Raw genomic sequence first — 26496 nt, 5'->3', positions numbered from 1 at the left:
GCAGGTGTGGTGGCGGGCGCCGGTGATCCGCCGTGTCAGGGGGCGAGACCGGTCTTGAGGCCCGCGCCGCACAGGGGGACGACGACGCTGCGGTCCGTCCAGCCGCCGACCGCGGCCCAGCAGGCGACGCCCGTCGTCTCCACGTAGAGCCCGCGGGCGGCCAGTTCCAGCTGCGCGGTACGGATCTGATCCTCGGTCACCGTGAGGAAGGTGCCGCCGGACTCCCGGACCGCGGCCAGGATGGCACGGGCGCGCGGCGGGCGGGGAATGGCGATGCCCTCGGCGAGGGTGGGGGCGGCGGGTGTGTCCGGTTCGTCGAGCAGCCCGCCGGCGTCCGCACGGAAGGCGGCGGCCAGCGGGGAGACGGCCTCGGCCTGCACGGCGATCAGCGCCGGGCGCCGGTCGATCAGCCCCTGGGTGTGCAGTTCGGCGGTGGCCAGGGCGGCGCCGAGCAGAAGGGTGCCGTTGCCGACCGGTACGGCGATGGCGTCCGGGAGACGGCCGCCGAGGTCCTCCCACAGCTCGTACACATACGTCTTGGTGCCGTGCAGGAAGTACGGGTTGAAGACGTGCGAGGCATAGAAGGTGCCGGGGACGTCGGCAGCGGTACGGGCGGCGGCCGCGGTGGCCTCGCGGTCGCCGGGGACGATCTCCAGGCGGGCGCCGTGGGCCCGGATCTGCTCGGTCTTCTTCGGGGACGTGCCCTCGGGGACGTACACCGTGCAGGGCAGCGAGGCGCGGGCGCAGTACGCCGCGACGGCCGTTCCGGCGTTGCCGCTGCTGTCCGCGACGACGCGCTCGGGCGACAGACGGCGGGCCAGCTCGGCGAGCATCACCGCGCCGCGGTCCTTGAACGAGAGCGTCGGCATCAGGAAGTCGAGCTTGGCCGAGACCGTGCCGGTGAGCGGGACGAGCGGGGTGCGGCCCTCTCCGAGCGTGGTCGTGGGCGCGGAGAGGGGCAGCACCTCCTCGTAGCGCCACAGTGAATTGACGCGTCCGGTCAGGGAGTTGAGCGAGAGCGGGCCGGTGGCTTCGAATTCGAGGTCCCAGGGGCCGCGGCAGACCGGGCAGCACCAGGTGAGAGCGGTGGTGTCGGCGCGGGTGCCGTCCTGTGGGCAGATGTATGCGGGCATGCCCGTCAGCATGTCAGGCGTGTGGCAGCCCCATGGCGACGGTGTTGCGGAGCCCTTTGCGCCCTTGTGCGTTTCCCAAGAATCGGTCAATCTTTCGCTGTCGGCAGGGTCTTGGGCGGCGCGGAAACGGCAAGAAGCGATTGTCATGCCTGTCATGTATGTCATGCCCACGTCATTCTGACCCTCCGTGTTCTCGACAGCACGTGCAACCCCCCACCGCAGCACCGCAATCGAGGAGGCCCCCACATGTCAGTGACACGTCACACCCCCCACGCACGCCGAAGACTCGCCGCGGCGAGTGTCATAGCCGGAGCGGCCCTCGCGCTCTCCAGCGCCGCGTTCCCCGCCTCGGCGTCCGGGCAGGCGGCAGAAGGCCGGATCCAGAACGCGGGTGCCCCGGGCACCATCAGTGGCAGTTACATCGTCACGCTCGACGAGTCGGCGGCCGACGCGGGCTCCGCGAAGGGCAGGGCGCTCGCCGAGGAGTACGGCGCCAAGATCAAGAAGACCTACCACGCGGCCGTCAACGGCTACGCGGTGGAGCTCTCGGAGAGCCAGGCGAAGAAGTTCGCCGCCGACCCGGCCGTCGAGTCGGTGGTGCAGAACCGGACCTTCCACGTCACCGGCACCCAGCCCTCGCCGCCCTCCTGGGGGCTCGACCGGATCGACCAGAAGTCCCTTCCGTTGAACCAGAGTTACACCTACCCCGACCATGGCGGCGCGGGTGTCACCGCGTACATCATCGACACCGGCGTGCGGATCACCCACAGCGACTTCGGCGGCCGGGCCTCGTACGGCTACGACGCCATCGACAACGACAACACCGCGCAGGACGGCTACGGCCACGGAACCCATGTGGCGGGCACCGTCGCCGGTACGGCGTACGGCGTGGCCAAGAAGGCGAAGATCGTCGCCGTCCGGGTCCTCGACAACAGCGGCTCCGGCACGACCGCGCAGGTCGTCGCGGGCATCGACTGGGTGACGGCGAACGCCGTCAAGCCCGCGGTGGCCAACATGAGCCTGGGCGGCGGGGCGGACTCGGTGCTCGACGCCGCCGTGCGCAAGTCCATCGCGTCCGGCATCACCTACGCCGTCGCCGCGGGCAACGAGTCCACCGACGCCTCCACGAAGTCCCCGGCACGGGTCACCGAGGCCATTACGGTCGGCTCCACCACCAGCACCGACGCCCGCTCCAGCTTCTCCAACTACGGCAGCGTGCTGGACATCTTCGGCCCCGGCTCGTCGATCACCTCGGCCTGGAACAGCGGCGACAGCGCCACCAACACGATCTCCGGTACGTCGATGGCGACCCCGCACGTGGCCGGCGCCGCGGCCCTCTACCTGGCCGACCACCCGAGCGAAAGCCCGGCCCAGGTCTCCGCCGGACTGGTCGCGGCGGCCAGCACCGGAGTGGTGAGCAACCCGGGCACGGGTTCGCCGAACCGCCTGCTGAACGTCGGCAGCGGCTCCACCACCCCGCCGGGCGGCAAGAAGTTCGAGAGCACGACGAGCTACACCATCAACGACAACTCCACCGTCGAGTCGCCGATCACCGTCAGCGGTGTCACCGGCAACGCGCCGGCCGCGCTGAGCGTGCCCGTGAACATCACGCACACCTACAGCGGCGACCTGAGGATCGACCTGGTCGCGCCCGACGGGTCGGTCTACAACCTGAAGGCGTACGGGAGCGGTGGCAGCGCCGACAACGTGAACACCACCTACACGGTGAATGCCTCGTCGGAGGTGGCCAACGGCACCTGGAAGCTGCGGGTCAGCGACAACGCGGCGGCGGACACCGGGAAACTCAACTCCTGGGGCCTGCAGTTCTGATGGCGGCGGATCGGATGACGCCGCGTCCGTGACGCATGGAACAGGTGGGGCGGCTGCTTCGGCGGCCGCCCCGCTTCCGTGCGGGGAGGAACGCGGCTGTGGTGAACCGGTGGAGGGGGCGGTGCGAGGGGAGAGCCGAGAACCCTCTGGTGGCCGAGGGTCGGACATGCGTGAGGACAGGGCAAATCATCACTTCGGGTGAATCTTTGGCCTGCGCTTGCGGTTCACAACCCACGGTTGTCACCCTGTTGCAGACTGTCAACCTGTTGGGAGTGGCCTGTGACTTTCGGTGAGCAGCCCGCGTATTTGCGCGTTGCAAGCGACCTGAGAGAGAAGATCGTCAACGGTTCGCTGCCGCCGCATACGCGCCTGCCTTCGCAGGCCCGTATCCGCGAGGAGTACGGGGTCTCGGACACCGTCGCGCTGGAGGCGCGGAAGGTGTTGATGGCCGAGGGCCTGGTGGAGGGGCGCTCGGGTTCCGGTACCTATGTGCGCGAGCGGCCCGTTCCGCGGCGGATCGCCCGCTCCGGCTACCGGTCCGCGGCCGGTGCCAGTCCGTTCCGCCAGGAACAGACGGCGGAGGGGGTGCACGGGACGTGGGAGTCCCGCAGTGAACAGGAGGGGGCGAGCGCGGAGATCGCCGAGCGCCTGGGCATCGAGCCCGATGACCGGGTGATGCGTACGAGATACACCTTCCGCGAGGCCGGGGAGCCGATGATGCTCTCCACCTCCTGGGAGCCGCTCGCCGTGACGGGGCGTACGCCGGTGATGCTGCCGGAGGAGGGCCCGTTGGGCGGCTGTGGCGTGGTCGAGCGGATGGCCGCGATCGATGTCGTCGTGGACAACGTGGCCGAGCAGGTCGGCGCGCGCCCGGGGCTGGCGGAGGAGCTCCTGGCGCTCGGTGGTGTGCCGGGTCATGTGGTGATGGTGATCGAGCGGACGTATTACGCCTCGGGCCGCCCGGTGGAGACGGCGGACGTGGTGGTGCCCGCCGACCGGTTCCGGGTCGCCTACCACCTCCCGGTCCGGTGACCGGTACGCGCAGAGCGCCATCCGGCGGTGGCGGCGTGCTGACGCCCGGCCGGTTCCCGTGACCGACGGGACACCGCCGGCTGTATGAGGTTGTCATGTCCCGTTCCTGTCGTCCGTTCCGTACCCGCGGGCCGGGCGAGCAGGGGCGGGAAGGCGCCGATGACGGGACGCAGTCGCACCGGCGACGTCCGGGCGCCGACCGGGCCGTCCTCGGCCGCCGGTCGCACGGGCGCGGAAATTGGAGGTGGATGCTCCGGTCCCGTCCCGGCCCGGCCCGCGGTTGCGCGGAGCCCGCCGCCGGGGCCCGGGAGGGTGACTCCCCCCGTTGTGCGACGCGGCACTTCTTCGGGCGCTGGTCGCCGGGAAAGGGGTGCGGGCCCCGCGCTCGGCCCGATCGCCCCTTGCGCCGGCTGTGCGACCGCGCCTCGATCGTCTTCGTCTCCGGCTTCACCGGCGGACACGCCGCATCCCCCTTCGCCGCATCCTCTTCGCCGCGACCTCCGCCGCCGCGGTCCTCTCCGCCGTGACGGGCGCCGTCGCGACGATCGTCTTCCTCGCCGACGCCTCGATCGCCCCGGCCTGCGCGAAGTGCGGGGGCGTCTGTCGCGGCGCGTCCAGCCGGGTGTGCCCCACTTGTCGACCGGATCGGTGCCTCTTTGTGTAATTACGTATCCGTTGCGTGAAGGTCAGGCGTACGCTCGGGCATATGCGTACTGCGGTTTCCTGGGGATCTTTAGTGACCTGCACGACGTTCGAGGGAGGGGCGCGATGCTGGGGAGGGACACGATGAGCGACAGTACTGCCGCCCTCCCGTGGCTGGTGATAAGGCAGGACGACAACGGCAATCGCTACCGCGTCGGCAAGTACGCCACGCAGGGCGAGGCCCAGAGGATGGCCGACAAGCTCGATGAGCACGGACACAAGCAGCTCTACTGGGTGGAGCGGGCCGAGTCGAGCACCCGGCCGTAGGGGCGGCCGCGGGGCGACGACGAGGAGTACGGCGGGGGCGGCGGTCGCGCTCCGGCGTAGGCGGATGTGCGTCCGACGGGCCGGCCGTCCGGCCCCGCTAAGGTCCTGTCCGTCCGGGTTGTACATGAACGAAGGCGGAATGATGTCGGTCCTCATCGACACGGTGGCGTGGGTGCGGGTGGAGAACGGCAGGATTCTCTGCGCGCGACCACGGGGCAAGGACGTCTTCTACATCCCCGGCGGCAAGCGGGAGGGCGCGGAGACCGACCTGCAGACCCTGCTGCGCGAGGTCGAGGAGGAGCTGGCCGTGGCCATCCTCCCGGCGACCGTCTCCCATATGGGCACGTACGAGGCGCAGGCACACGGCCATCCGGACGGTGTGGTCGTGCGCATGAGCTGCTACGCCGGCGAGTACCGCGGGACGCTGGCCGTCAGCAGCGAGATCGAGGAGATGGCGTGGTTCTCCTACGCCGACCGACCGCTCGTCCCGCCGGTCGACCAACTGCTCTTCGACGACCTCAAGGCCGCGGGCGCGCTGGCCTGATCCGGCCCCGCCCGCCCGCGGCCTCCGCCGCCAAGTGGCGCGGGGGCCGGGGTACTTCACCGGCAGCCGTCGCCGGGCACCGGCGAACCGCCCGGTCACCGGCTCCCACCTCGTGGGTTGCGTACGTCAACTGCGCACGGCCCGCCGCGACTTCGCAGCCCGGAGCGGGGCGTCGTCCAGCGGTGCCGGAGGACCGGCGCGCGCCGGGGCGCCGGGGAGGTGGTTGACCGGGGCAAACGCCGTGGCGGCGGCGCGTACCGGTCGCCTCGTGCGCCCCTTCCCCTGGTGGACATCCGTTCGTGTGCGCGGCCATACACCCGTACGCCCCACGTGTCGATCCTGGCGGTAATTCATAACGAATATCGGGTATGTGCTGAATAGCCCTTGTAAACAGGGTGTTCCCCGCTGCTGGTCTTGGGAAGTGATCGGCGTGATCGACAGTGAAGGCGACTGCGCCGAGTGGACCTTTCCGGCTGTGCCGGGCGCCGTGCGATCCGCACGGCACGCCGTCCATGAGGCGTTGAGTGCCTGGGGCCTCGACACGGCCGTCGGAGATGTGACGGTTCTGCTGGTCAGCGAGTTGGTGACCAACTCGATGCGCTATACATCGGGCCCGATCGGCGTGCGGCTGGTGCGCCCTCATCCCAATGGTGACGGCCCCGCCGCCCACCCCGGACTGCTCGTGGAAGTCTCCGATCCGCTTCCGGATCCGCCCACCGAGCGCGCCGCTGGACCCGAGGACGAAGGGGGCAGGGGGCTGCAGCTGGTGGCGTGTTCGGCCCGCCGCTGGGGGACCCGGCGGGGAAAGACCGGCAAGACCGTGTGGTTCGAGCTGGCCCTGCCTGGTTAGGAGTGGGGTGGGACGGACGGCGATCACCAAGGGTCGGCCAGAAGCTGGCTGAAAGCGACTGAGACCGTGCTGTGATCGTGAACGCCGTGTCGGTTGGGGCCGGAGTGCTGAATACTGCGGGCAGGACCGGTCCGGTGTGTGAGCTGGAGGGGACGGTCGCGTGAGCGAAATACCTGGGACAGCGGGCGACGTCGTGTGGCAGAGCAGCCCGCCTGGCTCGATCTATGACTACATCAGGGTCGCCTCCTTCTCGATCGGCCCCGATGGCCTGATCGAGCAGTGGAGCCGCCGGGCCGCCGGCCTCTTCGGCATTGCCGCGGCCGAAGCGGTGGGTATGGACCCGGTCGAGGCATTCATGCCCGCCGAACTGCGTACCGACGGCCGCCACAAGGTCGGCGAGATCCTCGACGGCAAGGAGTGGACGGGCCTCGTCCCCTTCCGGATACCGGGCGAGAACGGTGTGCACGGGCTCGCCGAGATCTATGTGATGCCGAGCGAGACGGCCGGCGGGGAACGGGCCGCGCTCTGCATCGTCGTGGACGTCCGGGCGCTGCGCCACATCGAGACGGACCTTGCTGCCTCACAGGCCATTTTCGGCCAATCTCCCTTCGGCTTCGTGCTGTTCGGTACCGACCTCTCGGTCATCCGGGCCAACCAGCGCTTCGCCACCGTCTTCGGCGGCCGGGCCGAGGACCACCGCGGCCGCACGGTCGAGGACTACCTCTCCGGCCCCGAGGCCGACCGGCTCAACGCCACCATCGAACGCGTCCTGGCGACCGGGACCTCCGTCACCGATCTCCAGCTCATCGGCACCGCGCCCGGCGAACCCGGCAGCCGCCACTGGTCCATGAACCTCTACCGCGTGCACAGCGGCTCCGGCCGCCCCATCGGTGTCGCCGGACTGGCCACCGACGTCACCCGGCGGCACATCGCCGCCCGCGAGGCCGCCAGCGCCCGCCGCAACCTCGCCCTGCTCAACGAGGCCAGTGCCAGGATCGGCAACTCCCTCGATCTGGAGACCACCGCCCGCGAACTGCTCGACGTCGCCGTGCCCGGCTTCTGCGACCTCGCCTCCGTCGACCTCTACCAGGGGCTGCTCACCGGCGACGACGCACCGCCCGGGAGCTGGGATTCGCTCCGTCAGGAATCCGTCGGCACCTCCGCCGAACTGCGCCGCGTCGCCCAGGCCAGCGCGGTGTCGGACGCCCTGCCCGGCATCGCCGCGGACACCGGCTCGCCCGAGCTCGGCTCCGTACACCGTTTCTCGTTCGGCTCGCCGTGCGCCATCGCCCTGCGCACCGGCCATGTCGAGGACGTGCTCGGCGACGACCGGGGCTTCGTCCAGTCCACGCTCGCCGTGCCGATGGTCGCCCACGACACCGTGGTCGGACTCGTGCAGTTCTCCCGTACGAAGGGCAGCGAACCCTTCGGCGAGCGGGACCGGGCACTGGCCACCGAGCTCGCCGCCCGCGCCGCGGTCTGCATCGACAACGCCCGCCTCTACCGGCGCGAGCACGAGCGCGCGCTGATCCTCCAGCGCAGCCTCCTGCCGCCCGGCGACCCGGTCGCCGCGGGCCTCGACATCGCCTGCCGCTACCTCCCGGGGAACACGGCGACCGAAGTGGGCGGCGACTGGTTCGACGTGATCGAACTCCCCGGCCACCGCACTGCCCTCGTCGTCGGCGACGTGATGGGCCGCGGGCTGCGGGCCGCCGTGGCCATGGGTGAACTGCGCACCGCCGTACGGACCCTGGCCCTCCTGGACCTGGAACCCGCCGAGGTGCTCTCCGCGCTCGACGAGGTCGCCCGCGGACTCGGTACCCCCGGTGGGGGCAGCGCCTCCGGCGGCGGCTCCCAGTGGCCCTCGCGGGCCGCCCACAAGTCCCGCGAGGCGGACCTCTCCGAGGTCTATCTGGCGACCTGTGTGTACGCGGTCTACGACCCGGTCACCCGGCGGTGCACCTTCGCCAACGCGGGCCACCTCCCGCCCGCCGTGGCCGAACCGGGCAAGGCCGCCCTGCTGCTCGACGTCCCGCCCGGAATGCCGCTCGGCGTCGGCGGCGAACCCTTCGAGGAGGTCGAGGTCGAGCTGAAGGAGGGCTCCGTTCTCGCCCTCTACACGGACGGGCTCGTCGAATCCCGCGACCACCCGCTCGACGAGGGGCTCGACGCCCTGCGCGGAGCGCTCGTCGACCCGCGACGGCCGGTCGAGGAACTCTGCGACCACGTACTGACCACCCTCGACACCCGGCACGGCGAGGACGACATCGCCCTGCTGGTGGCCCGTATCCAGGGACTGCCGGCCGAGGCGGTCGGCGACTGGCGGCTGCCCCGCGAGCCCCGCTCCGTCGGCCGCGCCCGCGAACTGGCCCGTGGCCGGCTGTTCGCCTGGGGCTTGGACGACCTGGTGGACACCACCGAACTACTGGTCAGCGAGCTGGTCACCAACGCCCTGCGGTACGGAGAGGGCGAGATCCGGCTCAGGCTGCTGCGCGACCGCACCCTGGTGTGCGAGGTGTGGGACGCCGGACTCGTCCAGCCCCGGCGGCGGCGGGCCCGCGACACCGACGAGGGCGGGCGCGGACTCCAGCTGGTCGGACTGCTGAGCGAGGCCTGGGGGTCGAGGCGGATGCCGCGCGGCAAGACCGTCTGGTTCGAACTGGCCCTGCCCGACGGGGAGCCCGCCGCCGAACTCTCGATCGAGCAGCTGCTGAGCATGTACTGAGCCGAGCCCGTACCGGGCCGAGCCTGTACGGGGCCGGGCCTGTACGGGGCTGGGCACGGATGGACCTTTCCTTGTACGAGTGCCGAGTGCCGAGTACTCTCCGGTGGATTCCGTGCGCGTTCCCCGCGCATGAAGCCCCGCGCCGCGTCCGTCGTTCCTGCCGACGGTTCAGAAACGGTCGCCGCCACCGCGCCGGCCGCGCGTGCCCCCGCCGCCGAAGCTGCCCGGCCCGCCGCCCCCGGTGCGGCCCCCGTCGAAGCCTCCTCCGTAACCCCCGCCGCGTCCGTCCCCGCCCAGCAGCCCGCCGAGAAGGATCCCGCCGAGCACCGCGCCGGCCGTCCCGCCGTCCCCTGCCCGGCCACCGCACGGACCGCTCCCGTACGAGCGCACGTCCTGCTCGGCCAGGCTCCGGGCCTGGCCCGCCAGCGAGTCCGCCTGCTGCGCCTCGGCCAGCGCGCCCTGCGGATCCTGAGATCCGGCCGGCTCGCGGGACCGGTCCAGCCGCCGCCGGGCCTCCGCCAGACGGGTCCGGGCCCGGCTGCCCACCGCCCCCCGGTTCGTGGTGATGTAGTCGGCCGCGGCGGCGATCGCCGAACGCGCGGTGAGCGTCGCCCCGTCCAGGAGGGAGAGCGCCCGCCGGTCGCGCTGCTCCCGCTCACGGGCCCCGGCCAGCGGCGCGTCCGCCACCTCCACCCGGCGCAGCGCATCGATCGGGTCGTACGGACCGGCCTCCATCTCCTCCCGCACATCGCCGAGCACCGAGCGTGCACGGGCGATCAGGCCCCGCAGAGCTGCGGCCGGCGCACCGTTCCCGGTGCCTTCGAGCAGCCCGACCGCTTCGGCCAGGTCGGTCTCCGCCCCGGTGAGGGCGCCGGGCAGCCGGTCCGCAGCCTCCGCGAGTTCCCGGGCCCGCCGGTCCACGGCGTCGACGAGGGTGGCCACCTGGTCGACGGCGCCCTCGGCGGCCCGGAGGTGGACCGCCGCGGTTGCGTGGTCCGCGCCGTCCACCGACTGCCGGGCCCGGTTGAGGTTCGACGTGGCGAACAGCAGCCGGTCCTTGGCCTGCTCGATCTCACCGGCGACGGACGCCGACGCGGAGCGCGCGTACCGTTCGCGCATCGCGGCCAGTGCGCTCTCGGCCGCGGGGACCCGCCCGGCGAGCGCCCGGAACGCCGTCTCGGCGGTAACCAGGGCCTGCGAGGCGTCGCGCTCCAGGCCGCGCAGCCGGTCGAAGTCCTCGGCCACGGCGTCCAGGCGGGAATCCGCGCCCGCGCAGCGGCCGATGATCTCGTCCAGCATCCGGCGCCTGGTCGCGTCGTCCTCGGGAAAGGCGTCGTCCAACTGCTGACGCAGCCGGAACGCGGCCGTCAGCTCACCCTTCGCGTACCCGACGGCCTCCGCGAACGGGGCCGCCGCCTCCTCGCCGGACCGGGCCGTGGCGAACCCCAGTTCCTCCTCGCTGGTGCGGACCGCGTTGTCGGTCTCCACCAGCACCTCCTTCGCGCGGGCGTCCAGCTCCGGCAGCGGAGTCGGCGCGGGCGGCCCGCCCGGCCCGCCGGATGCGGGGCCCCAGCCCTTCGCACCGGGCGTGGTACGGGTCGTGGCGCGCCGCCTGCGCCGGACGTACGCATAGCCGGCCGCCGCTGCCGCCCCGCCCACGACGGCCACCGGAAGGATCAGGTCCGCCCCGCTCGTCCCGCCGGAACCGCCGGTTCCGGGATCGGCGGCCCCGGGCGTGAAGGCCGCGGTGGGCACGGCCTTGCCGGCCGGCACGGCGGAGTGGCCGTTCGCCACGCCGATCGCCGCACCGGCCCAGTCGTTCTCCCGGGGCGCGGGCCCGATCGCCGTCCGCGCCACGTCGTCGAGCTGCGCGGCGGTGAGCCGGGAGTCCTGTTCGACGGTGTACGCATACTGCCGGTCGTGGGCGGCGACGACGAGCTGGTCCCGGGACAGCGTGACGGGACCGTCGGAGCGAGCGGCCGTCGCTGCGGGAAGGGCCGGCCAGCACACCGTCAGCAGCGCGGCGAGAAGGGCCCGGCCCGGTACGGATATCCGGGTACGACTCACGAGCGGCGTCACGTCTGTGAGGCTATGTCCACCCTCCGTCACCCGCGACCCGGCGACCCGCCCCGCCGTCGTCCCCCGAGCAGTGCGCCATGATGCCCTCGTACGGCGACGACGGCACACCGGCACACAGGGGGAGACGGACGTGCTCACGGGGATCAGGCACCTGGGCGGGCAGATACGGGGACGGGCGGCCCGGTACCGGTGGGCCTGGCCGAGAAGGATCGCCCTGGGAGCGGTCCTGGTGATCGTGGTGCCGGTCCTCACCGCGGGCGTCACCCTGCGGCTCAACTACTCCGGCGACCCCGGCGACGGCACCCGCACCCGCGGCCGCGACGCCATCTGGCTCGGCCACGCCTGGGTCGACGGCCGCAAGGACGACGCCGACCTCGCCGCCTTCGCCACCCGGATCGAGGGGACCGGGATCAAGGACCTGTACGTCCACGCCGGACCGCTGGAGCACGACGGCACGCTGCCCGCCGGCCGCTACCCCCGGGCCAAGTGGCTGCTCGACGCCGTGCACCGCACCCTGCCCGGCATCCGGGTCCAGGCCTGGCTCGGCGACGTACTCGCCACCGAGGGGCCCGACGGGCTGCGCCTGGAGCGGGCCGCGTCCCGCACCGCCGTGGTCGCCTCGGCCCGGCAGATCCTGGACGCCGGGTTCGACGGCGTCCATTTCGACCTGGAACCGCTGCACTCCGGCGACCGTCACTACCTCTCGCTCCTCGACGACCTCGGCGCGCTCACCGGGGCGCGCGGCGCGCGGCTGTCGGTCGCCGCCCACCAGATCGACCCGCTGCCGGCGGCACACAGCGTGATCGGCGCGCTCAGCGGCAGTGAGAAGTGGTGGTCGCAGAAGTTCTTCGGACAGGTCGCGCGCCGGGTCGACCAGATCGCCGTCATGTCGTACGACACCTGGATGCCCCTGGAGGGGATGTTCGGCGGCTATGTCGCCCACCAGACGGCGCTCGCCCTCGAAGTGACGCCGAAGGACACCGACCTGCTGATGGGGCTGCCGTTCTTCCACGAGAGCGACCTCGGACACCACGAATCCGCCGAGACGGTCGAGGCCGCGGTGCGCGGCACCCGGCTGGGACTGGGGCGCACGGACCGCGGCCGTGAACGGTTCGGGGTCGCGCTCTACGTCGACTTCGCCGCGCGCGACGGCGACTGGGCGGCGTACCGCGCGGGCTGGAACTGAGAGCGTCCGGCAGCAGGCCTCGCGGCTCGCGGGGCTGGACGCTCCGAGCGGCGGCGTACCGGGCCGGGGCCGGGCCCCGAGCGCTCCGCCCCGGACCGGTACACCGCCACGCCTTCAGGCGGTTCAGATGGAGAACCGCTCCTTGGCGAGCAGCGGTCGCACCTTCGACCGGAATCCACCGGTCCGGAACGGCCGCTGGAGCAGGCCGGGGCGGATCGCCTGGGCCAGCGCCGCGGCGATCATGCCCTGGTCGAGCGCGAGCAGGTAGTCACTGACCCGCCCGGTGCCGACGTTGACGGAGTCCCGGAAACCGTACCCCGCGTGATAGGCGCCGAAGTCGCGGTCGAGCGCGCGCAGGTTGGCGATCGCCTCGTCCGGGGCGTAGGGCAGCGCGAGGAAGGAGGCGTGCGGAGTGACCACCCCGTTGGTGAACGCCGAGGCGGGCGGCAGCGGTTCGCCGTCCTTGGTGTACGTACGGTCGGTGTTGGAGGCGTAGCCGTCGACCTGCATCCCGATCGCGTCGACGCCGTACTCCTGGTAGCCGCCCTCGGGGATGTTGGCGGGGGAGAAGCCCCAGTACCCGTACCCGGCCTCCTGCATGCCGTGCTCGATCTGGCTGCGGACGTACCGCTGGTGCGTGAGGCCCCAGGAACTCGGCGACCACTGCGCCTCCGGCACGAACAGGGGCACCATCAGGGCCTCGAACATCGACCCGCCCCAGCTGGGCACGATCTTCCGGCCGCGATGGGTGTAGTGCCCCTGCCAGACCCGCACGCCGTCCATGGCGACGTAGCCGCCCTGCGGGTGCTGCTCCTGCTCGTGCTCGGGGAGCATCGTGCGCAGCAGGTGCCAGTAGTGGTCGGCGGGCAGCGAGCCGTCCGCGATGCCCAGGTAACTGGCCATCCGGGGCTCGGTGTTGAGCGCGCCGTAGTGGTGGCCGGTGGGTTCGCCGGTGTCGGTCCAGAAGCCGCCGCGCAGCTGGCCGGGGCCGGTGACCGGGTCGGCCGGGTCGTACGGCGTGTAGTAGTACGACCAGTCGGCGGTGGCCAGGATGCGGGCGATCCGGGGACGCAGCGCGGGCGCGGCGTCGGCGGCGATGCGCAGACCGGTGATCAGCCAGGCGTTGTCGACGGAGGACAGGAACGGGCGCACCGGATCGCCGGTGCCGGGCCACCGGGTGAGGACCGAACCGTCGTGCGCGTCGTACCAGTTGAGCCAGAAGCCGTGGTGGCGCTCCAGCTTCTCGACGGCCCGCACCGTGTGCTCCAGCCTGCGGCGCATGGTGGCGTCGTCGATCACGCCGAGCCCGGCGGCGGCCACGGTCGACCAGAGGCCGCAGCCGATGTTGGTGGGGGAGGTCTGACGCGACTGCACGGGGGTGCCGGGCCCGCTGACGTCGATCTTGTCGACGGCGAGACCGAAGTCGGTCGTCATGGCCTCGATCGAGCGATACGTGTCGCGGAACCAGCGAAGGAGCAACGGGGAGTCCGAGCCACGCACGGGCTGGGCGGCGGCACCCGCCGCCGGTGCGGTCAAGGCACCGAGCGACAGGGCGGCGGCCCCTGTCCCCGCTGCGGTGAGAAACGTACGACGGTTCATCAGAACCCCTCGAAGAAGAGCCACCGACTGTGGGCGGTGGACGGATTTCGTTCGTCGGTCGTGATTGCGGGCGCGGGGCGCCGTGCTGCGTACGGCACCCGCGTGCGCCGCCGCTCGTGAGCAGGGCAGGACACGAGTGGCGCCGCACGCGGGCACAGGGTCCGCAAGGACCCTGCTGTACGGGAACCGGCGTCCGTCAGGTGTCGCCGGTTCCCGTACGGGCGGGAGCTGTCAGGTTGCTCCCGGTCAGGGGGAGCCGAGGCTGCTCGGCTCGGGGCCGGGGTCAGTCGGCGATGCGCGGCAGCGCGCGCGTGCGGCCCATCTCGCCGAGCCGGACGGCGGACGGCTTGGGCAGGCGCTCGAAGGTCTCCGGGTCCCAGCCGATCAGGCCGAAGGTGGGCTTGTAGGAGCCCCACTCGTAGTTGTCGAGCGCGCTCCAGGCCAGGTAGCCCTGGATGTTCAGGCCGTCCTGGATCGCGGAGGCGACCTCGTTCAGGGCGCCGGTGTAGTAGTCGATGCGGCGGGTGTCGTCGTCGGTCGCGATGCCGTTCTCGGTCACGATCAGCGGGATGCCGTTGCCCAGCACCTCGGCGGTGTGGCGCAGCGCGTAGCCGACCGCGGAGGGGTAGTACTCCCACTGCGTGAGGGTGCGCTCGGCGCCCTCGGCGGTGGGTATCGGGCCCTCGGGGCCGATCTTGGTCCGGGTGTAGGACTGCACACCGATCCAGTCGTCGCCGCGGGCCGCCTCGATGAAGACGTCCTCGCGGGGGTGACGGTAGGCCGCGGTGACCTCCTCGGCGCCGGGCAGGGCCTGGTAGACCTGGTTGGCGATGGTCCAGCCGACCTTGATGTCCGGGTTGATGGCGCGGACCTGCTCGACGGCCGCGTGGTGCGCGGCGATGACGGCCTCGGTGGTCTCGTCGTCGGGGGTCGGCAGGCCGGCGGGCGGGAAGCTGTTGTCGCCCCGCTTGGCCTGGCCGGCCATCACGGCGATCATGTTCGGCTCGTTGATGGTGCAGACGTGGCCGACGCCCTCGGCGATCACCGGCGCGCAGGCCGCGACGTAGCGCGCGAAGAGCTCGGTCGCGCCCTCGGCGGTCCAGCCGCCGCGCGCCTCGAACCACTGCGGCACGGTGAAGTGGTGCAGGGTGATCATGGGGCGCAGGCCGCGCTCGATGCAGCCCTCGACCATGCGCCGGTAGTGGGCGATCTCGGCCCGGGAGAACGTGCCCTCGACCGGCTCGATGCGCGCCCACTCGATGGAGAACCGGTAGTCGGTGAAGCCCAGACCGGCCAGCACGTCCATGTCCTCGTGCCAGCGGTGGTAGCTGTCGCAGGCGTCCAGGCTGGGCTCCTGGATGTGGGTGCCCGCGGCGTGCTCCTTGACCCACCAGTCGCTGTTGATGTTGTTGCCCTCGATCTGGTGGGCGGCCGTGGAGGCGCCCCACAGGAAGCCTTCGGGGAACGGGACCTGGGTGTGCGTCATCGCAAACCGTCTTTCTGGTGATGAAGGGGTGTGGCCGACGGGGTGTGGGGCCGTGGCCTCGTACGTTTCGGGGGCCCGCGGCGCGGGCCGGGCCGGTGCTACTTCATGCCGGCCGTGGCGATGCCCTGGGTGAAGTGCCGCTGGAGCGCGACGAACAGGACGATGACGGGCAGGACGACCAGCAGGGAACCGGCCATCAGCATGCCGTTGGAGCCGCCCGCCTTGTTGGGGTCGGTGGCGAAGGTGGCCAGCGCGACCGGCAGGGTGTACTTGTCGGGGTCGTTGGTCGCGATGAGCGGCCAGACGAAGTTGTTCCAGGAGCCCAGGAACGTGAAGATCGACAGCGTCGCCAGAGCGGGTTTCACCAGCGGCATCACGATGCGCCAGAAGATGTACCACTCACCGGCGCCGTCCATCCGGGCCGCTTCCAGCAGCTCGTCCGGGATCGACTGCATGAACTGCCGCATCAGGAAGACCCCGAAGGCTCCGGCGGCGAACGGCAGCACCAGACCGGCGTACGAGTCGATCAGCTGCAACTTGCTCATCAGCACGAACAGCGGCAGCAGCATCAGGTTGCCGGGCACCATCAGGGCGCCGAGGACCAGGCCGAAGATCTTGTTGCGGCCGACGAAGTTCAGCTTGGCCAGGGCGTAGCCGAGCATCGAGCAGAACACCAGGTTCGAGACGGTGACCAGCACCGCCACGATCACCGAGTTCATGAAGTACAGCGGCAGATCGAGCTTGTCGAGCAGCTCCCGGAAGTTGTCCAGGGTCCACTCGGTCGGGATCCACACGGGCGGACTGGCCGTCAGTTCCTGCGGCGTCTTGAAGGCCGAGAGAGCCATCCACAGGAACGGCGCCGACATGATCAGCAGGCCGACGGACAACAGGACGTAGACCAGGACGCGCTTCGGGTTGCGGGCCTTCTTCGTCACGGACGGCCGCGTGTCCCCGGGCTTCTTCGACGGCGCCGTCGAGACGGCGCCCGGTGCACTGGTGGCGCTCATTTCGTGTTGTCCTTCAGCAGTCGGAGCTGCAGCACCGTGATGCCCATGATCACTACGAAGAGGACATACGCCATGGCGCTCGCATAGCCCATGTGGAAGAAGTTGAAGCCCTCGCGGTACATGTTCAGCGAGACGGTGAGCGTGGAGTCCGAGGGACCGCCCTGGGTCATCACGAACGGCTCCTCGAAGACATTGAGGTAACCGATGGTCGTGATGACCGTGGCGTAGAGCAGCGTCGGCCGCAGCAGGGGCACGGTGATGCCCCTGAACTCCTGCCAGACACCGGCACCGTCCAGCCGCGCGGCCTCCCGTACCTCGGTGGGGATGGCCTGCAGACCTGCGATGAAGAGCACCATGACCGTGCCGAGGTTGCGCCAGACCGCCATCGCGATCATCGACGGCATGGCGAGCGTCTCGGAGCCCAGGAAGTCGGGCGAGGTGAGGCCCACTTCGGAGAAGAGCCCCGCGACGAGCCCGTCGCTCGGGTCGAGCACGAACCGCCAGACCACGGCGACCGCGACGATGGTCGTGACCACCGGGGCGTAGAAGCCGACGCGGAAGAAGGTCCGCGCCCGGTCGATGCCGTTGTTCAGCAGTACGGCGACGACCAGCCCGAGGAGGATCGTCAGCGGAACACCGATCACCACGAAGTACGCCGTGTTGAACAGCGACGTGAGGAACTTGTCGTCGCTGAACAGCTTGACGTAGTTCTCGAAGCCGATGAAGTTCGCGTCCAGCGGGTGCGTGACATTGCGCAGCCCGAAGTCGGTGAAGCTCATCGCCAGTGTGGCGACGATCGGGAACGCCATGAAGACGAGGAACAGGACGAGGAAGGGGGTGGAGAACAGCCAGCCGGCGAGGTTCTGCACACCCATCGACTTGCCTCGGCGCCGGCGACCCGCGGGCCCGGTGGCCGGGGACCCGGAGGCCCCCGGCCCGGCCTGCACCTTGGCCGTCTGCGCGGCCTTTGAGGTCATGGTGCGCATGACTCCTACTTCACGAGGCCTTCGATTTGGGACTGGGCGGTCTTGAGAGCGTCCTCGGCGGACGCCTTGCCCTGGGTGACCTTGGCGATGGCCTGGTCGACCTTGTCGGTGATCTCCGTCCAGTTGGACAGCGACGGGGAGGCCTTGGCGGTGTCCATCTGCTTCTTGAACACCTGGAGGTTGGCGTCGTCGGCGAGGTCGCCGGAGGTCCAGGCGGAGGTGTTGGCCGGCAGGTCCTTGGTGCGCTTGTACCAGTCGGCCTGGCCCTTGGTGTCGGTCAGGTACTTGATGAACTCGGTGGCGGCGGCCTTGTGCTCACTGTCCTTGGAGATCACCAGGGAGGAGCCGCCGGCCATGGAGACGGAGGACTTGTCGGCGGGCACGTTGGCCACCGCCCACTTGCCCTTGATCTGCGGCTGGCCCTCGTTCAGCAGGGTGACGTGCCAGGGGCCGCCGAAGAACATCGGGACGCGGCCGTTGCCGAAGTCCTTCACCACGTCGTAGCCGGGCTGCACGGACTTGTTGGAGAGCCCCTTGTCGAAGTACGAGCCGTACTCCTTGAGCGCCTTGACGGCCTCGGGGCTGTCGATGACGGCCTCGCCCTTGTCGTTGACGATCTCGCCGCCGGCCGAGTACAGGAAGGAGTAGAAGTTCTGCACCGTGTCCAGGCCGCTGGGCTGGATGGACAGGCCCCACTTGGTTCCGGCCTTCTTCTGGTAGGCCGTGGCGAGGTCCTGCATCTCCTTCCAGTCGGTCGGAGCCTTGGTGATGCCGGCCTTCTCGGCCAGGTCGGTGCGGTAGTAGAGGACGCGGGTGTCGACGTACCACGGCACGCCGTACGCCTGGCCGTCCACCTCGCCCTGCTTCCAGCCGGACGGGAAGTAGTCCTTCTCGTTGAAGGTCTTGGTGTCGACCGGCTCCAGCACACCGAGCTCGGCGAACTCGCCCATGTAGCTGCCGCCCATCTGCGCCACGTCCGGCAGCGTGCCGGCGGCGGCCGCGGAGACCAGCTTCTGGTGGGCGACGTCCCAGCCGACCGGGGTCACCTTGACGGTGATGTTCGGGTTGGCCTTCTCGTACACCTTGGCCACATCCGCGAGCTTCTCGCCCTCGGCCCCCATGGCCCAGACAGTGAGCGTCTGCTTCTTGTCCGCGGCGACGTCGTCGCCACCGGAGCTGCCGCACGCGGTGAGACCGAGAGTGAGCGCAGCCGTGACTGCGATACCGATCGAGGCGTTTCTGGCGGTGCGGGACATGGAGGGCTCCTCCTCGAGCAATCCGGATGTATGCGCTGCCTGTAAGCGCATACATCACTCTGCGGCAGAGATTCAGGAATCCGCAAGAGGGTGCTAGGTCACACTCGTGCAACGTGCTGGACATCTGAATGTTCAACTTGGCACGGTAAGTGCCTCGTTTGCGAAATTGGGGATGGTGTGACCGATTTCGCGGATTCCTTGACCAAGATCACAGGACTGTTCCGCCGGGACCCGGGCCGATACGGTCGTGCCCATGGCTTCGTTCGAACACGACTTCCCCTTCGATCCCGCGTACGGCTACACGCTCCAGGACCTGCTGCGCGTCCCCGCTCCCGCCGCCCCGGACGATTTCGACGCCTTCTGGCAGGCCCGTCACGAGCAGGCCCGCCAGGTCGCCACGGAGCCGGAGCTCGGGCCGGTGGAGGAGGAGCGCGACGGGGTGCGGATCCACGGCGTGACCTTCACCTCGGTGGGCGGGGTGCGGCTCGGCGGCTGGGTGGCACTGCCCGTCGAGGGGCCGGCGGAGTACGGATTCGTCATCGGACACGGCTACGGCGGCCGGCACGAGCCGGGCCCCGATGTGCCGCTGCCGCTGCCCCGGGCCGCGGCGATCCTGCCGTGCGTACGGGGCATGGGTGCGCGCGGACTGCGGCCGGGCGTCCCGGACGTGTCCAGCGGGCATGTGCTGCACGGCATCGGGTCGCGCGACACGTATGTCATCGGCGACTGCGTGGCGGACCTGTGGTGCGCGGCGTCGGCGCTGCACGAACTGGTGCCGGAACTGGCGCCGGGGGAGGGTGGCCCCGGGCTCGGCTACCTCGGGGAGAGCTTCGGCGGCGGGCTCGGCGCGCTGGCGCTGCCCTGGGACGACCGCTTCGCGGCCGGTCAGCTGACGGTGCCCACCTTCGGCAACCACCCGCTCCGGCTCACCCTGCCGTGCATCGGCAGCGGGGAGGCGGTGCGGGAGTACCGCCAAGGCCACCCGGAGGTCACCGAGGTGCTGCCGTACTTCGACGCCGCCACGGCCGCGACGCGGCTGGAGACGCCCACGCTGGTGGCCGCGGCGCTCTTCGACCCCTCGGTGCCGCCGCCGGGGCAGTTCGCCGTGCACAACGCGCTGGCCGGTGAGCACGAGCTGCTGGTGCTGAACGCGGGGCACTTCGAGTACGAGGGCACAGAGGCGGAGGTGGCGGAGCTCCGGGCAGCCGGGCGGCGGTTCTTCGGGGAGCGGCTGAAGCGGGCCTGAGGGGCGCCGGGCGGGCCCGGGGAGGGCCGGGCCCGCGGGAGCCGCCGGGGCGGCGGGAGCCGCCGGGGCGGCGGGAGCCGCCGGGGCGGCGGTTCCCGTCAGCCGCAGCCGCAGCTGGCGCGGCGGACCACGGACACCGGCAGCATCAACGACACCGGCTCCCGCCCGCTGTCGCCCAGTCGCTGCACCAGCAGCTCCACCGCCTGCTCGCCGAGTTGGCGGATCGGCTGGCGCACGGTCGTGAGCGAAGGGCGGACGATCCGGCTCAGCGGAATTCCGTCGAACCCGGTCACCGCGATGTCCTCCGGCACCCGCACCCCGCGCCGCTCCAGCGCCCGCAGCGCGCCCACCGCCATCTGGTCGTTGGCGAACAGCATGGCCTCGGGCCGTTCGCCCTCCCGGTCCAGCAGCGCCTCTGCGGTCCGCGCGCCCTCCGCCTGCGTCATGATCTCCGCCCGCAGGTCCGGCGCGTCCGGCACCGGCAGCCCGGCGTCGCGGCACGCCTCCCGGAAGCCGCGGAACCTCGCCTCGGCGTCCGGTGACTCGACCTCGCCGCCGACGAAGGCGAGCCTGCGCAGCCCGTGGTCCTCGATCAGATGGCGGGCCAGTTCGCGCTCCCCGTCGGCGTTCGCGACGACGATGTGGTCGAGGTGGTCGATCTCGCGGGGGCCGGCGATCATCACCACCGGAAGCCGGCGCGATATCACTTCGAGGTCCTCGGTCGGCACGGTCTGCGCCAGCACGGCGAAGCCGTCGACCCGGCCCGCCACCTTCGCGACGCTCTCCGGTCCGCCCTCCAGCGACGCGGCGATCAGCAGCGCGTACCCGTGCCGGCGCGCCGCCCGCTCCATGCCGCGGATGATCTGGTCGGAGTAGAGCATCACCGCGTCGTCGGCGTCGCTGTCCGCCTCCGCGTCGGCCTCGGCGTCGGGGTCGGCCATGTCGGGGAAGCAGAGGCCGAGCACGCCTGTGGTCCGGCTGGCCAGACCCCGGGCGTTCCCGCTGGGTACGTAACCGAGCTGGCGGGCGGCTTCGAGGACCCGTTCACGGGTCTGGGCGCGTACCGAATCGGGGGTGCGGTAGACCCGCGAGACCGTGGCAATGGAGACTCCCGACCGCTCGGCGACGTCGTACACCGTTGGGGCGCTCACTCGACCGACCGTCCGCTTCTTCTTCTGTACCGAAGCACCTGCTGTTGCATGCGCCGACCCTCTTCTGAAAGCGCATTCACCCTAGATCGCGGGCCGCGTGACGAGCAAGACCGGACCGGCCGCCACGCCCGCGCCGGCCCGCGCGGAGCAGTGCGTCCGCAGTGCGGTTGATTCCTGGCGCGCCGGAGAGCGGGGCTCGTCGAGCGGGCGCCCGTGCGGCGCGACAGCCGGTGCCGCTGCGCCGCACGGGTGAGGTTCGGGGCCGTCGCGCCGTGTCTGCGCCGCCGCTCGCGCGGGGGCGCCTTCAGTGGTGGGCGGAACCAGTGTGATCAACTGCAAATGCCACCAAAAACGCACAATTCGGCACGCCCGCTGTCGGGTGGGTCGGGCCGGCCCCGGAGGTATCAGCCATGTTCCACGTCGGCGTCCCGCGGAGGACGGCCCGAAAGCGCCGCTCCCTCGCGCTCCTCACGACGGGTGTGCTGACGCTCCCCGTGCTGGCGGGCTGCAGCTCCGGCGACGGCGGCGCGACCGCCGGGCCAGCCCCCCAGGACATCGCGGTCACCGACCGTGACCTGGTCGCCGAGGGCGGCACGGTCGACTGGGCGATCGACTCCGTGCCCGCCACCCTCAACGCCTTCCAGGCGGACGCCGACAGCTCCACCACCCGGATCGCCGGCGCCCTGCTGCCGACGCTCTTCCCCCTGGACGCCAGGGGCAGGCCGCAGCTGAACCCGGACTATCTGGAGTCCGCGAAGGTGGTCGAGAGCGAGCCCAGGCAGGTGGTGCTCTACCGGCTCAACCAGCGGGCGGTGTGGAGCGACGGCCGGGAGATCGGGGCGCCCGACTTCGTCGCCCAGTGGCGGGCGCTGAGCGGCACGGACTCGGCCTTCTGGACCGCCCGCAACGCCGGCTACGACCGCATCGAGAAGATCGAACGCGGCGCCGACGACCTGGAGGTACGGGTCACCTTCGCCAAGCCGTACGCGGACTGGCGCTCGCTGTTCTCCCCGCTGTACCCGAAGGAGGTGACCGGCTCCCCGAAGGCCTTCAACGACGCGGCCCGGACCACGCTCAAGGCCACCGCCGGCCCCTTCCGGCTGCGCGGGGTGGACAAGAAGACGGGCGAGGTCACCCTGGTCCGCAACCCTCGCTGGTGGGGCAGCCCGGCCAAGCTCGACTCGCTGGTCTTCCGGGCCGTGGCGCCGCAGGACCGGACCGAGGCGCTGGCCGCGGGCAAGGTCGACGTGGCCGATGTCGACGCCGCGGCCGCGCACCGCATCGCGCAGGCGGCCGACGGCAAGGGCGTGAACGGGCAGCCGCTCGCCCAGGGGCCCGGCGCCGCGACCGATCCGTCCGCCGCCCTGCGCTCCTGGGCCATGGCGCACGGCTCGGACGCCGCGGAGGCGGCCGCCGCGCAGGCGGCCAGGGAGAAGAGCCGGGCCGCCGCCGAGACGTACGCCGCCGAGCAGAGCGGGCTGAGCGCCTACGTGGTGCGCAAGTCGCTGGAACCCGCCTACACCCAGCTGGCGCTGAACGGCGAGTCCGGTCCGCTCGCCGACGACCGGGTGCGCCGGGCGGTCGCCCGTGCCCTGAACCGCCAGGAGCTCGTCGACACCGTGCTGGAGCCGCTCGGCCTGCCCGCCCGGCCGCTCGGCAGCCATCTGGCCCTGGCCGGGCAGCCGGCGTACAAGGACAGCAGCGACGCGCTCGGCGGCCAGGACACCGAGGAGGCGCAGGCGCTGCTGGCCGATGCGGGCTGGACACCGGAGGGCGCGGTCAGCGCCTCGGACGGCACCAAGGCGGGCAGCGAAGCCGGGAAGAAGAGCGGGAAGGACGCGGAGAAGAAGGGAACGGGCGCGGCCGGGAAGACGGGCGGCACGGACGGCAAGCCCGGCGACGGCACGGACGGCAAGCCCGGCGACGGCGCGGACGGCAAGCCCGGCGACGGCGCGGACCGGCGCGAGCCCGCCCCCGACGACGGCCTGTACATCGTCGGCGACGACGGCAAACCCGGCGACGGCGACCCGGCGGGCGACGCCACCCACGTACTCGCCCCAGCCCCCGCCGCCGCGCTCCACAGCTCCGCCCTGCTGCGCCAGGCCGGATACCTCTCCGACTCCGGTACGTCGGAGGACGTCCCTTCCCGGGCCTTCGCCCAGGACAAGCAGCCGGGCGGCGCCACAGGTGCGTACGCCCCCGCGGGCACCGCGGCCCCGGCCCCCGGGGCCGACGGGCGCCGCGGCCCGCTCGGCAAGGACGGCAAGCCGCTGACCCTGCGCTTCGTCCAGCCGTCCGGTCCGGGGTCGGAGCCGCTGCGCAACGTCGGGGACAAGATCTCGGCAATGCTCGAATCGGTCGGCATCCGTACGGAGATCACCAAGGTCTCCGACGAGAGTTACTTCCAGGACCACATCGCCTCCGGCAACTACGACCTGGCGCTGTACTCCTGGCCCGCGACCGCCTACCCGGCGACCGACGACCGCCCGATCTTCGCCAAGCCGGTGCCCGCCACCGACGGCTCGCTGCAGGTCGAGCAGAACTACACGCGCGTCGGCACGGACCACATCGACCAGCTCTTCGACCAGGCGGTCTCGGAGCTGGACGAGGATGCCGCCCAGGAGCTGATGAAGCAGGCCGACGCCCGGATCTGGGCCGCCGCCGGATCGATTCCGCTCTACCAGCGCCCGCAGCTCGTGGCCGCGAGCCGGAAGCTGGTGAACGTCGGCGCGTTCGGCTTCGGGGCACCGCGCTACCAGGACGTCGGCTTCAAGGCTCCGCAGGCCGCCGGAGCCCCGGCGAACAAGAAGAAGTACGACGAGAGGCTGCGGTAGCGGGGGAGAACCAGCAGGTCAGAACACGACGTAAGCTCAGAACTGGCTCAAATCCCTTGCCCGCCGGATTGCCCGGCGGGCAGGGTCGCTTCTGCCCCGCTGACCCGAGTGGCCGCTCACTCCCCCCACCTCCGAGCCCCCCCAACCCGGGCCCCTGCTCCGGTTCTCTCGGAGATTCCGCTTCGGAGCCCCACCTCCGGAGCCCCGCGATCCCGTGTCCGCCTCCGCCGCCCGCAGGGCCGTGGTCGTGCCACCGGTGAAATTCACCGGAAGAACCGGCCACGGGGGCGGGAACACGCGGCGGACGCGGGCTCTCGCCCCTGCGGCCGTTACACGTCGGCGCTCGGCCCGACCACCGTCACCGCGGGCTCCGCGGACCGGGGGGAGGCCCTTTCCGAGGCCGGCAGGACTTGCCCGGGAAGCCGCTGCGGCGCCAGCCCCGTACCATTGGACGAGCCGTGGCGTGTCCGCCCGGCGGGCGTACGAGGACTTGAGACCGACTTAGACGCCTGATCCCACGATCCGAGAGAAGCGCAAGCCACCCATGCCCACGCGCCACGACATCCGTAACGTAGCCATCGTCGCCCACGTCGACCACGGCAAGACCACGCTGGTCGATGCCATGCTCAGGCAGGCCGGCGCCTTCGCCGCGCACGCCGCCGAGAACCTCGACGAACGCATGATGGACTCGAACGACCTGGAGCGTGAGAAGGGCATCACGATCCTCGCCAAGAACACGGCGGTGAAGTATCACCCCAAGGACGGCGGGGACCCGATCACGATCAACATCATCGACACCCCCGGCCACGCCGACTTCGGCGGTGAGGTCGAGCGAGGTCTGTCGATGGTGGACGCGGTCGTGCTCCTGGTCGACGCCTCCGAGGGCCCGCTCCCGCAGACCCGCTTCGTGCTGCGCAAGGCGCTCGCCGCGAAGATGCCGGTCATCCTCTGCATCAACAAGACGGACCGCCCCGACTCCCGGATCGCCGAGGTCGTCGACGAGACGTACGACCTCTTCCTGGACCTGGACGCGGACGAGGACCAGATCGAGTTCCCGATCGTCTACGCCTGCGCCCGTGACGGCGTCGCCTCGCTGACCAAGCCGGAGGACGGCACCGTCCCGGCCGACAGCGACAACCTGGAGCCGTTCTTCTCCACGATCCTGGCGCACGTCCCGGCCCCGGAGTACGACGAGGACGCCCCGCTCCAGGCCCACGTCACCAACCTGGACGCCGACAACTTCCTCGGCCGTATCGCCCTCTGCCGCGTCGAGCAGGGCGAGCTGCGCAAGGGGCAGACCGTCACCTGGATCAAGCGCGACGGCACGATGTCCAACGTCCGCATCACCGAGCTGCTGATGACCGAGGCGCTCACCCGCAAGCCGGCCGAGAAGGCGGGTCCGGGCGACATCTGCGCCATCGCCGGTATCCCGGACATCATGATCGGCGAGACCCTGGCCGACCCCGAGAACCCGATCGCGCTGCCGCTGATCACGGTCGACGAGCCGGCCATCTCGATGACCATCGGCACCAACACCTCGCCGCTGGTCGGCAAGGGCGGCAAGGGCCACAAGGTCACCGCCCGCCAGGTGAAGGACCGCCTGGACCGCGAGCTGATCGGTAACGTCTCGCTCCGCGTCCTGGACACCGAGCGCCCCGACGCCTGGGAGGTCCAGGGCCGCGGTGAGCTCGCGCTGGCCATCCTCGTCGAGCAGATGCGCCGTGAGGGCTTCGAGCTCACGGTCGGCAAGCCGGAGGTCGTCACCAAGCAGATCGACGGCAAGACGCACGAGCCGATCGAGCGCATGACGATCGACTCCCCCGAGGAGCACCTCGGCGCCATCACCCAGCTGATGGCGACCCGCAAGGGCCGCATGGAGACGATGACGAACCACGGTTCGGGCTGGGTCCGCATGGAGTGGATCGTTCCGTCCCGCGGACTCATCGGCTTCCGTACGGAGTTCCTGACACAGACCCGCGGTACGGGCATCGCGCACTCCATCTTCGAGGGCCACGAGCCGTGGTTCGGCGAGCTGCGCACCCGCCACAACGGCTCGCTGGTCGCCGACCGCGCCGGTTCCGTGACGCCGTTCGCCATGGTCAACCTCCAGGAGCGCGGTGTCATCTTCACCGAGGCCGGCACCGAGGTCTACGAGGGCATGATCATCGGCGAGAACTCCCGCGCCGACGACATGGACGTGAACATCACCAAGGAGAAGAAGCTCACCAACATGCGTGCGGCTTCCGCCGACACCACGGAGAACGTGGTTCCGGCCCGCAAGCTCTCCCTGGAGCAGTCCCTGGAGTTCTGCCGCGAGGACGAGTGCATCGAGGTGACCCCGGAGACGGTCCGTATCCGCAAGGTCGTCCTCGACCAGAAGGAGCGCGGCCGCGCCGCGTCGCGCGCCAAGCGCTGAACCGGCACCGGGCGCCGGGCGCGCCCGTATGAACAACGGGGCCCGGTCCTCCGTCAGTTGACGGAGGACCGGGCCCCTTGTGCGACCGCCCGGGCGGTCGTCCGGACCCACAGCGTCTCACCCGGCACTGCACCCCCGCAGGCACCCTGAATTGCATCCGGTGTTGC

At 71.3% G+C, this 26496-nt stretch carries 18 protein-coding genes; 10 read left to right on the top strand and 8 right to left on the bottom strand.

The window, feature by feature from the left end; translation table 11 throughout:
* Window positions 1–35 precede the first annotated feature (35 nt).
* Window positions 36–1133, bottom strand: coding sequence for a threonine synthase (locus tag IE107_RS08315; protein ID WP_229866765.1), 1098 nt, complete (start codon window positions 1131–1133; stop codon window positions 36–38).
* Between the two features lie 246 nt (window positions 1134–1379).
* Between IE107_RS08315 and IE107_RS08310 the strand changes: the two genes are divergently transcribed.
* From IE107_RS08310 to IE107_RS08285, 6 genes are all read left to right on the top strand, one after another.
* Window positions 1380–2963: a S8 family peptidase gene (locus IE107_RS08310; protein WP_189542669.1), complete on the top strand. Its 1584-nt coding sequence runs from the start codon at window positions 1380–1382 to the stop codon at window positions 2961–2963.
* Between the two features lie 279 nt (window positions 2964–3242).
* Window positions 3243–3995 (top strand): GntR family transcriptional regulator, encoded by a 753-nt coding sequence (locus tag IE107_RS08305; protein WP_189542667.1) that lies wholly within the window; start codon window positions 3243–3245, stop codon window positions 3993–3995.
* 786 nt (window positions 3996–4781) lie between these two features.
* On the top strand, window positions 4782–4964 hold the full coding sequence (locus IE107_RS08300; RefSeq protein ID WP_229866764.1) for an SPOR domain-containing protein: 183 nt from the start codon (window positions 4782–4784) through the stop codon (window positions 4962–4964).
* 139 nt (window positions 4965–5103) lie between these two features.
* A complete protein-coding gene (locus IE107_RS08295) occupies window positions 5104–5508 on the top strand; it encodes an NUDIX hydrolase (RefSeq protein WP_189542923.1) in 405 nt (134 codons plus the stop codon).
* Between the two features lie 421 nt (window positions 5509–5929).
* Window positions 5930–6358 (top strand): ATP-binding protein, encoded by a 429-nt coding sequence (locus IE107_RS08290; RefSeq protein WP_189542663.1) that lies wholly within the window; start codon window positions 5930–5932, stop codon window positions 6356–6358.
* Between the two features lie 193 nt (window positions 6359–6551).
* On the top strand, window positions 6552–9083 hold the full coding sequence (locus tag IE107_RS08285; RefSeq protein WP_189542921.1) for a SpoIIE family protein phosphatase: 2532 nt from the start codon (window positions 6552–6554) through the stop codon (window positions 9081–9083).
* A 168-nt stretch (window positions 9084–9251) separates the two neighbouring features.
* On the opposite strand, the gene IE107_RS08280 is transcribed toward IE107_RS08285, so the two are convergent.
* Window positions 9252–11150 (bottom strand): TPM domain-containing protein, encoded by a 1899-nt coding sequence (locus IE107_RS08280; protein ID WP_373302415.1) that lies wholly within the window; start codon window positions 11148–11150, stop codon window positions 9252–9254.
* A 142-nt stretch (window positions 11151–11292) separates the two neighbouring features.
* Between IE107_RS08280 and IE107_RS08275 the strand changes: the two genes are divergently transcribed.
* On the top strand, window positions 11293–12348 hold the full coding sequence (locus IE107_RS08275; protein ID WP_373302412.1) for a glycoside hydrolase family 18 protein: 1056 nt from the start codon (window positions 11293–11295) through the stop codon (window positions 12346–12348).
* A 123-nt stretch (window positions 12349–12471) separates the two neighbouring features.
* Here IE107_RS08275 and IE107_RS08270 read toward each other — a convergent pair whose 3' ends face one another.
* The 5 genes from IE107_RS08270 to IE107_RS08250 all read right to left on the bottom strand — a co-directional run bounded on the left by IE107_RS08270 (window position 12472) and on the right by IE107_RS08250 (window position 18682).
* On the bottom strand, window positions 12472–13947 hold the full coding sequence (locus tag IE107_RS08270) for a glucoamylase family protein (protein WP_189542661.1): 1476 nt from the start codon (window positions 13945–13947) through the stop codon (window positions 12472–12474).
* 283 nt (window positions 13948–14230) lie between these two features.
* Complete coding sequence (locus IE107_RS08265; protein WP_189542659.1) at window positions 14231–15433, bottom strand: glycoside hydrolase family 1 protein; 1203 nt, start codon at window positions 15431–15433, stop codon at window positions 14231–14233.
* A 98-nt stretch (window positions 15434–15531) separates the two neighbouring features.
* On the bottom strand, window positions 15532–16440 hold the full coding sequence (locus IE107_RS08260) for a carbohydrate ABC transporter permease (protein ID WP_189542657.1): 909 nt from the start codon (window positions 16438–16440) through the stop codon (window positions 15532–15534).
* Entirely contained in the window at window positions 16437–17426 is a 990-nt protein-coding gene (locus IE107_RS08255; RefSeq protein WP_189542655.1) for a carbohydrate ABC transporter permease, read from the bottom strand. The genes IE107_RS08260 and IE107_RS08255 overlap by 4 nt, the downstream gene beginning before the upstream one ends.
* A 5-nt stretch (window positions 17427–17431) precedes the next feature.
* Entirely contained in the window at window positions 17432–18682 is a 1251-nt protein-coding gene (locus IE107_RS08250) for a sugar ABC transporter substrate-binding protein (protein WP_189542653.1), read from the bottom strand.
* 253 nt (window positions 18683–18935) lie between these two features.
* Between IE107_RS08250 and IE107_RS08245 the strand changes: the two genes are divergently transcribed.
* Window positions 18936–19928: an acetylxylan esterase gene (locus IE107_RS08245; protein WP_189542651.1), complete on the top strand. Its 993-nt coding sequence runs from the start codon at window positions 18936–18938 to the stop codon at window positions 19926–19928.
* 98 nt (window positions 19929–20026) lie between these two features.
* Here IE107_RS08245 and IE107_RS08240 read toward each other — a convergent pair whose 3' ends face one another.
* The gene (locus IE107_RS08240; protein ID WP_189542649.1) at window positions 20027–21079 is read right to left on the bottom strand and encodes a LacI family DNA-binding transcriptional regulator; all 1053 of its coding nucleotides are present in this window, start codon (window positions 21077–21079) and stop codon (window positions 20027–20029) included.
* A gap of 410 nt (window positions 21080–21489) precedes the next feature.
* Here IE107_RS08240 and IE107_RS08235 point away from each other — a divergent pair, with 410 nt between their 5' ends.
* Window positions 21490–23913: an ABC transporter family substrate-binding protein gene (locus IE107_RS08235; RefSeq protein WP_189542647.1), complete on the top strand. Its 2424-nt coding sequence runs from the start codon at window positions 21490–21492 to the stop codon at window positions 23911–23913.
* 544 nt (window positions 23914–24457) lie between these two features.
* A complete protein-coding gene (gene typA / locus IE107_RS08230) occupies window positions 24458–26329 on the top strand; it encodes a translational GTPase TypA (RefSeq protein ID WP_189542645.1) in 1872 nt (623 codons plus the stop codon).
* Window positions 26330–26496 lie beyond the last annotated feature (167 nt).

Source organism: Streptomyces gelaticus, from assembly GCF_014649535.1.
Classification (GTDB): Bacteria; Actinomycetota; Actinomycetes; order Streptomycetales; family Streptomycetaceae; genus Streptomyces; species Streptomyces gelaticus.
Note: the sequence above shows the minus strand (reverse complement) of the source record. Positions and strands in the feature narration are given on the sequence as shown.

Excerpts from the sequence above, each read along its gene's own strand:
- IE107_RS08315 (WP_229866765.1), bottom strand. The coding sequence starts at position 1,133 with ATGCCCGCATACATCTGCCCACAGGACGGCACCCGCGCCGACACCACC.
- IE107_RS08310 (WP_189542669.1), top strand. The coding sequence starts at position 1,380 with ATGTCAGTGACACGTCACACCCCCCACGCACGCCGAAGACTCGCCGCG.
- IE107_RS08300 (WP_229866764.1), top strand. The coding sequence starts at position 4,782 with ATGAGCGACAGTACTGCCGCCCTCCCGTGGCTGGTGATAAGGCAGGAC.
- IE107_RS08295 (WP_189542923.1), top strand. The coding sequence starts at position 5,104 with ATGATGTCGGTCCTCATCGACACGGTGGCGTGGGTGCGGGTGGAGAAC.
- IE107_RS08270 (WP_189542661.1), bottom strand. The coding sequence starts at position 13,947 with ATGAACCGTCGTACGTTTCTCACCGCAGCGGGGACAGGGGCCGCCGCC.
- IE107_RS08265 (WP_189542659.1), bottom strand. The coding sequence starts at position 15,433 with ATGACGCACACCCAGGTCCCGTTCCCCGAAGGCTTCCTGTGGGGCGCC.
- IE107_RS08260 (WP_189542657.1), bottom strand. The coding sequence starts at position 16,440 with ATGAGCGCCACCAGTGCACCGGGCGCCGTCTCGACGGCGCCGTCGAAG.
- IE107_RS08255 (WP_189542655.1), bottom strand. The coding sequence starts at position 17,426 with ATGCGCACCATGACCTCAAAGGCCGCGCAGACGGCCAAGGTGCAGGCC.
- IE107_RS08250 (WP_189542653.1), bottom strand. The coding sequence starts at position 18,682 with ATGTCCCGCACCGCCAGAAACGCCTCGATCGGTATCGCAGTCACGGCT.
- IE107_RS08245 (WP_189542651.1), top strand. The coding sequence starts at position 18,936 with ATGGCTTCGTTCGAACACGACTTCCCCTTCGATCCCGCGTACGGCTAC.
- IE107_RS08235 (WP_189542647.1), top strand. The coding sequence starts at position 21,490 with ATGTTCCACGTCGGCGTCCCGCGGAGGACGGCCCGAAAGCGCCGCTCC.
- typA (WP_189542645.1), top strand. The coding sequence starts at position 24,458 with ATGCCCACGCGCCACGACATCCGTAACGTAGCCATCGTCGCCCACGTC.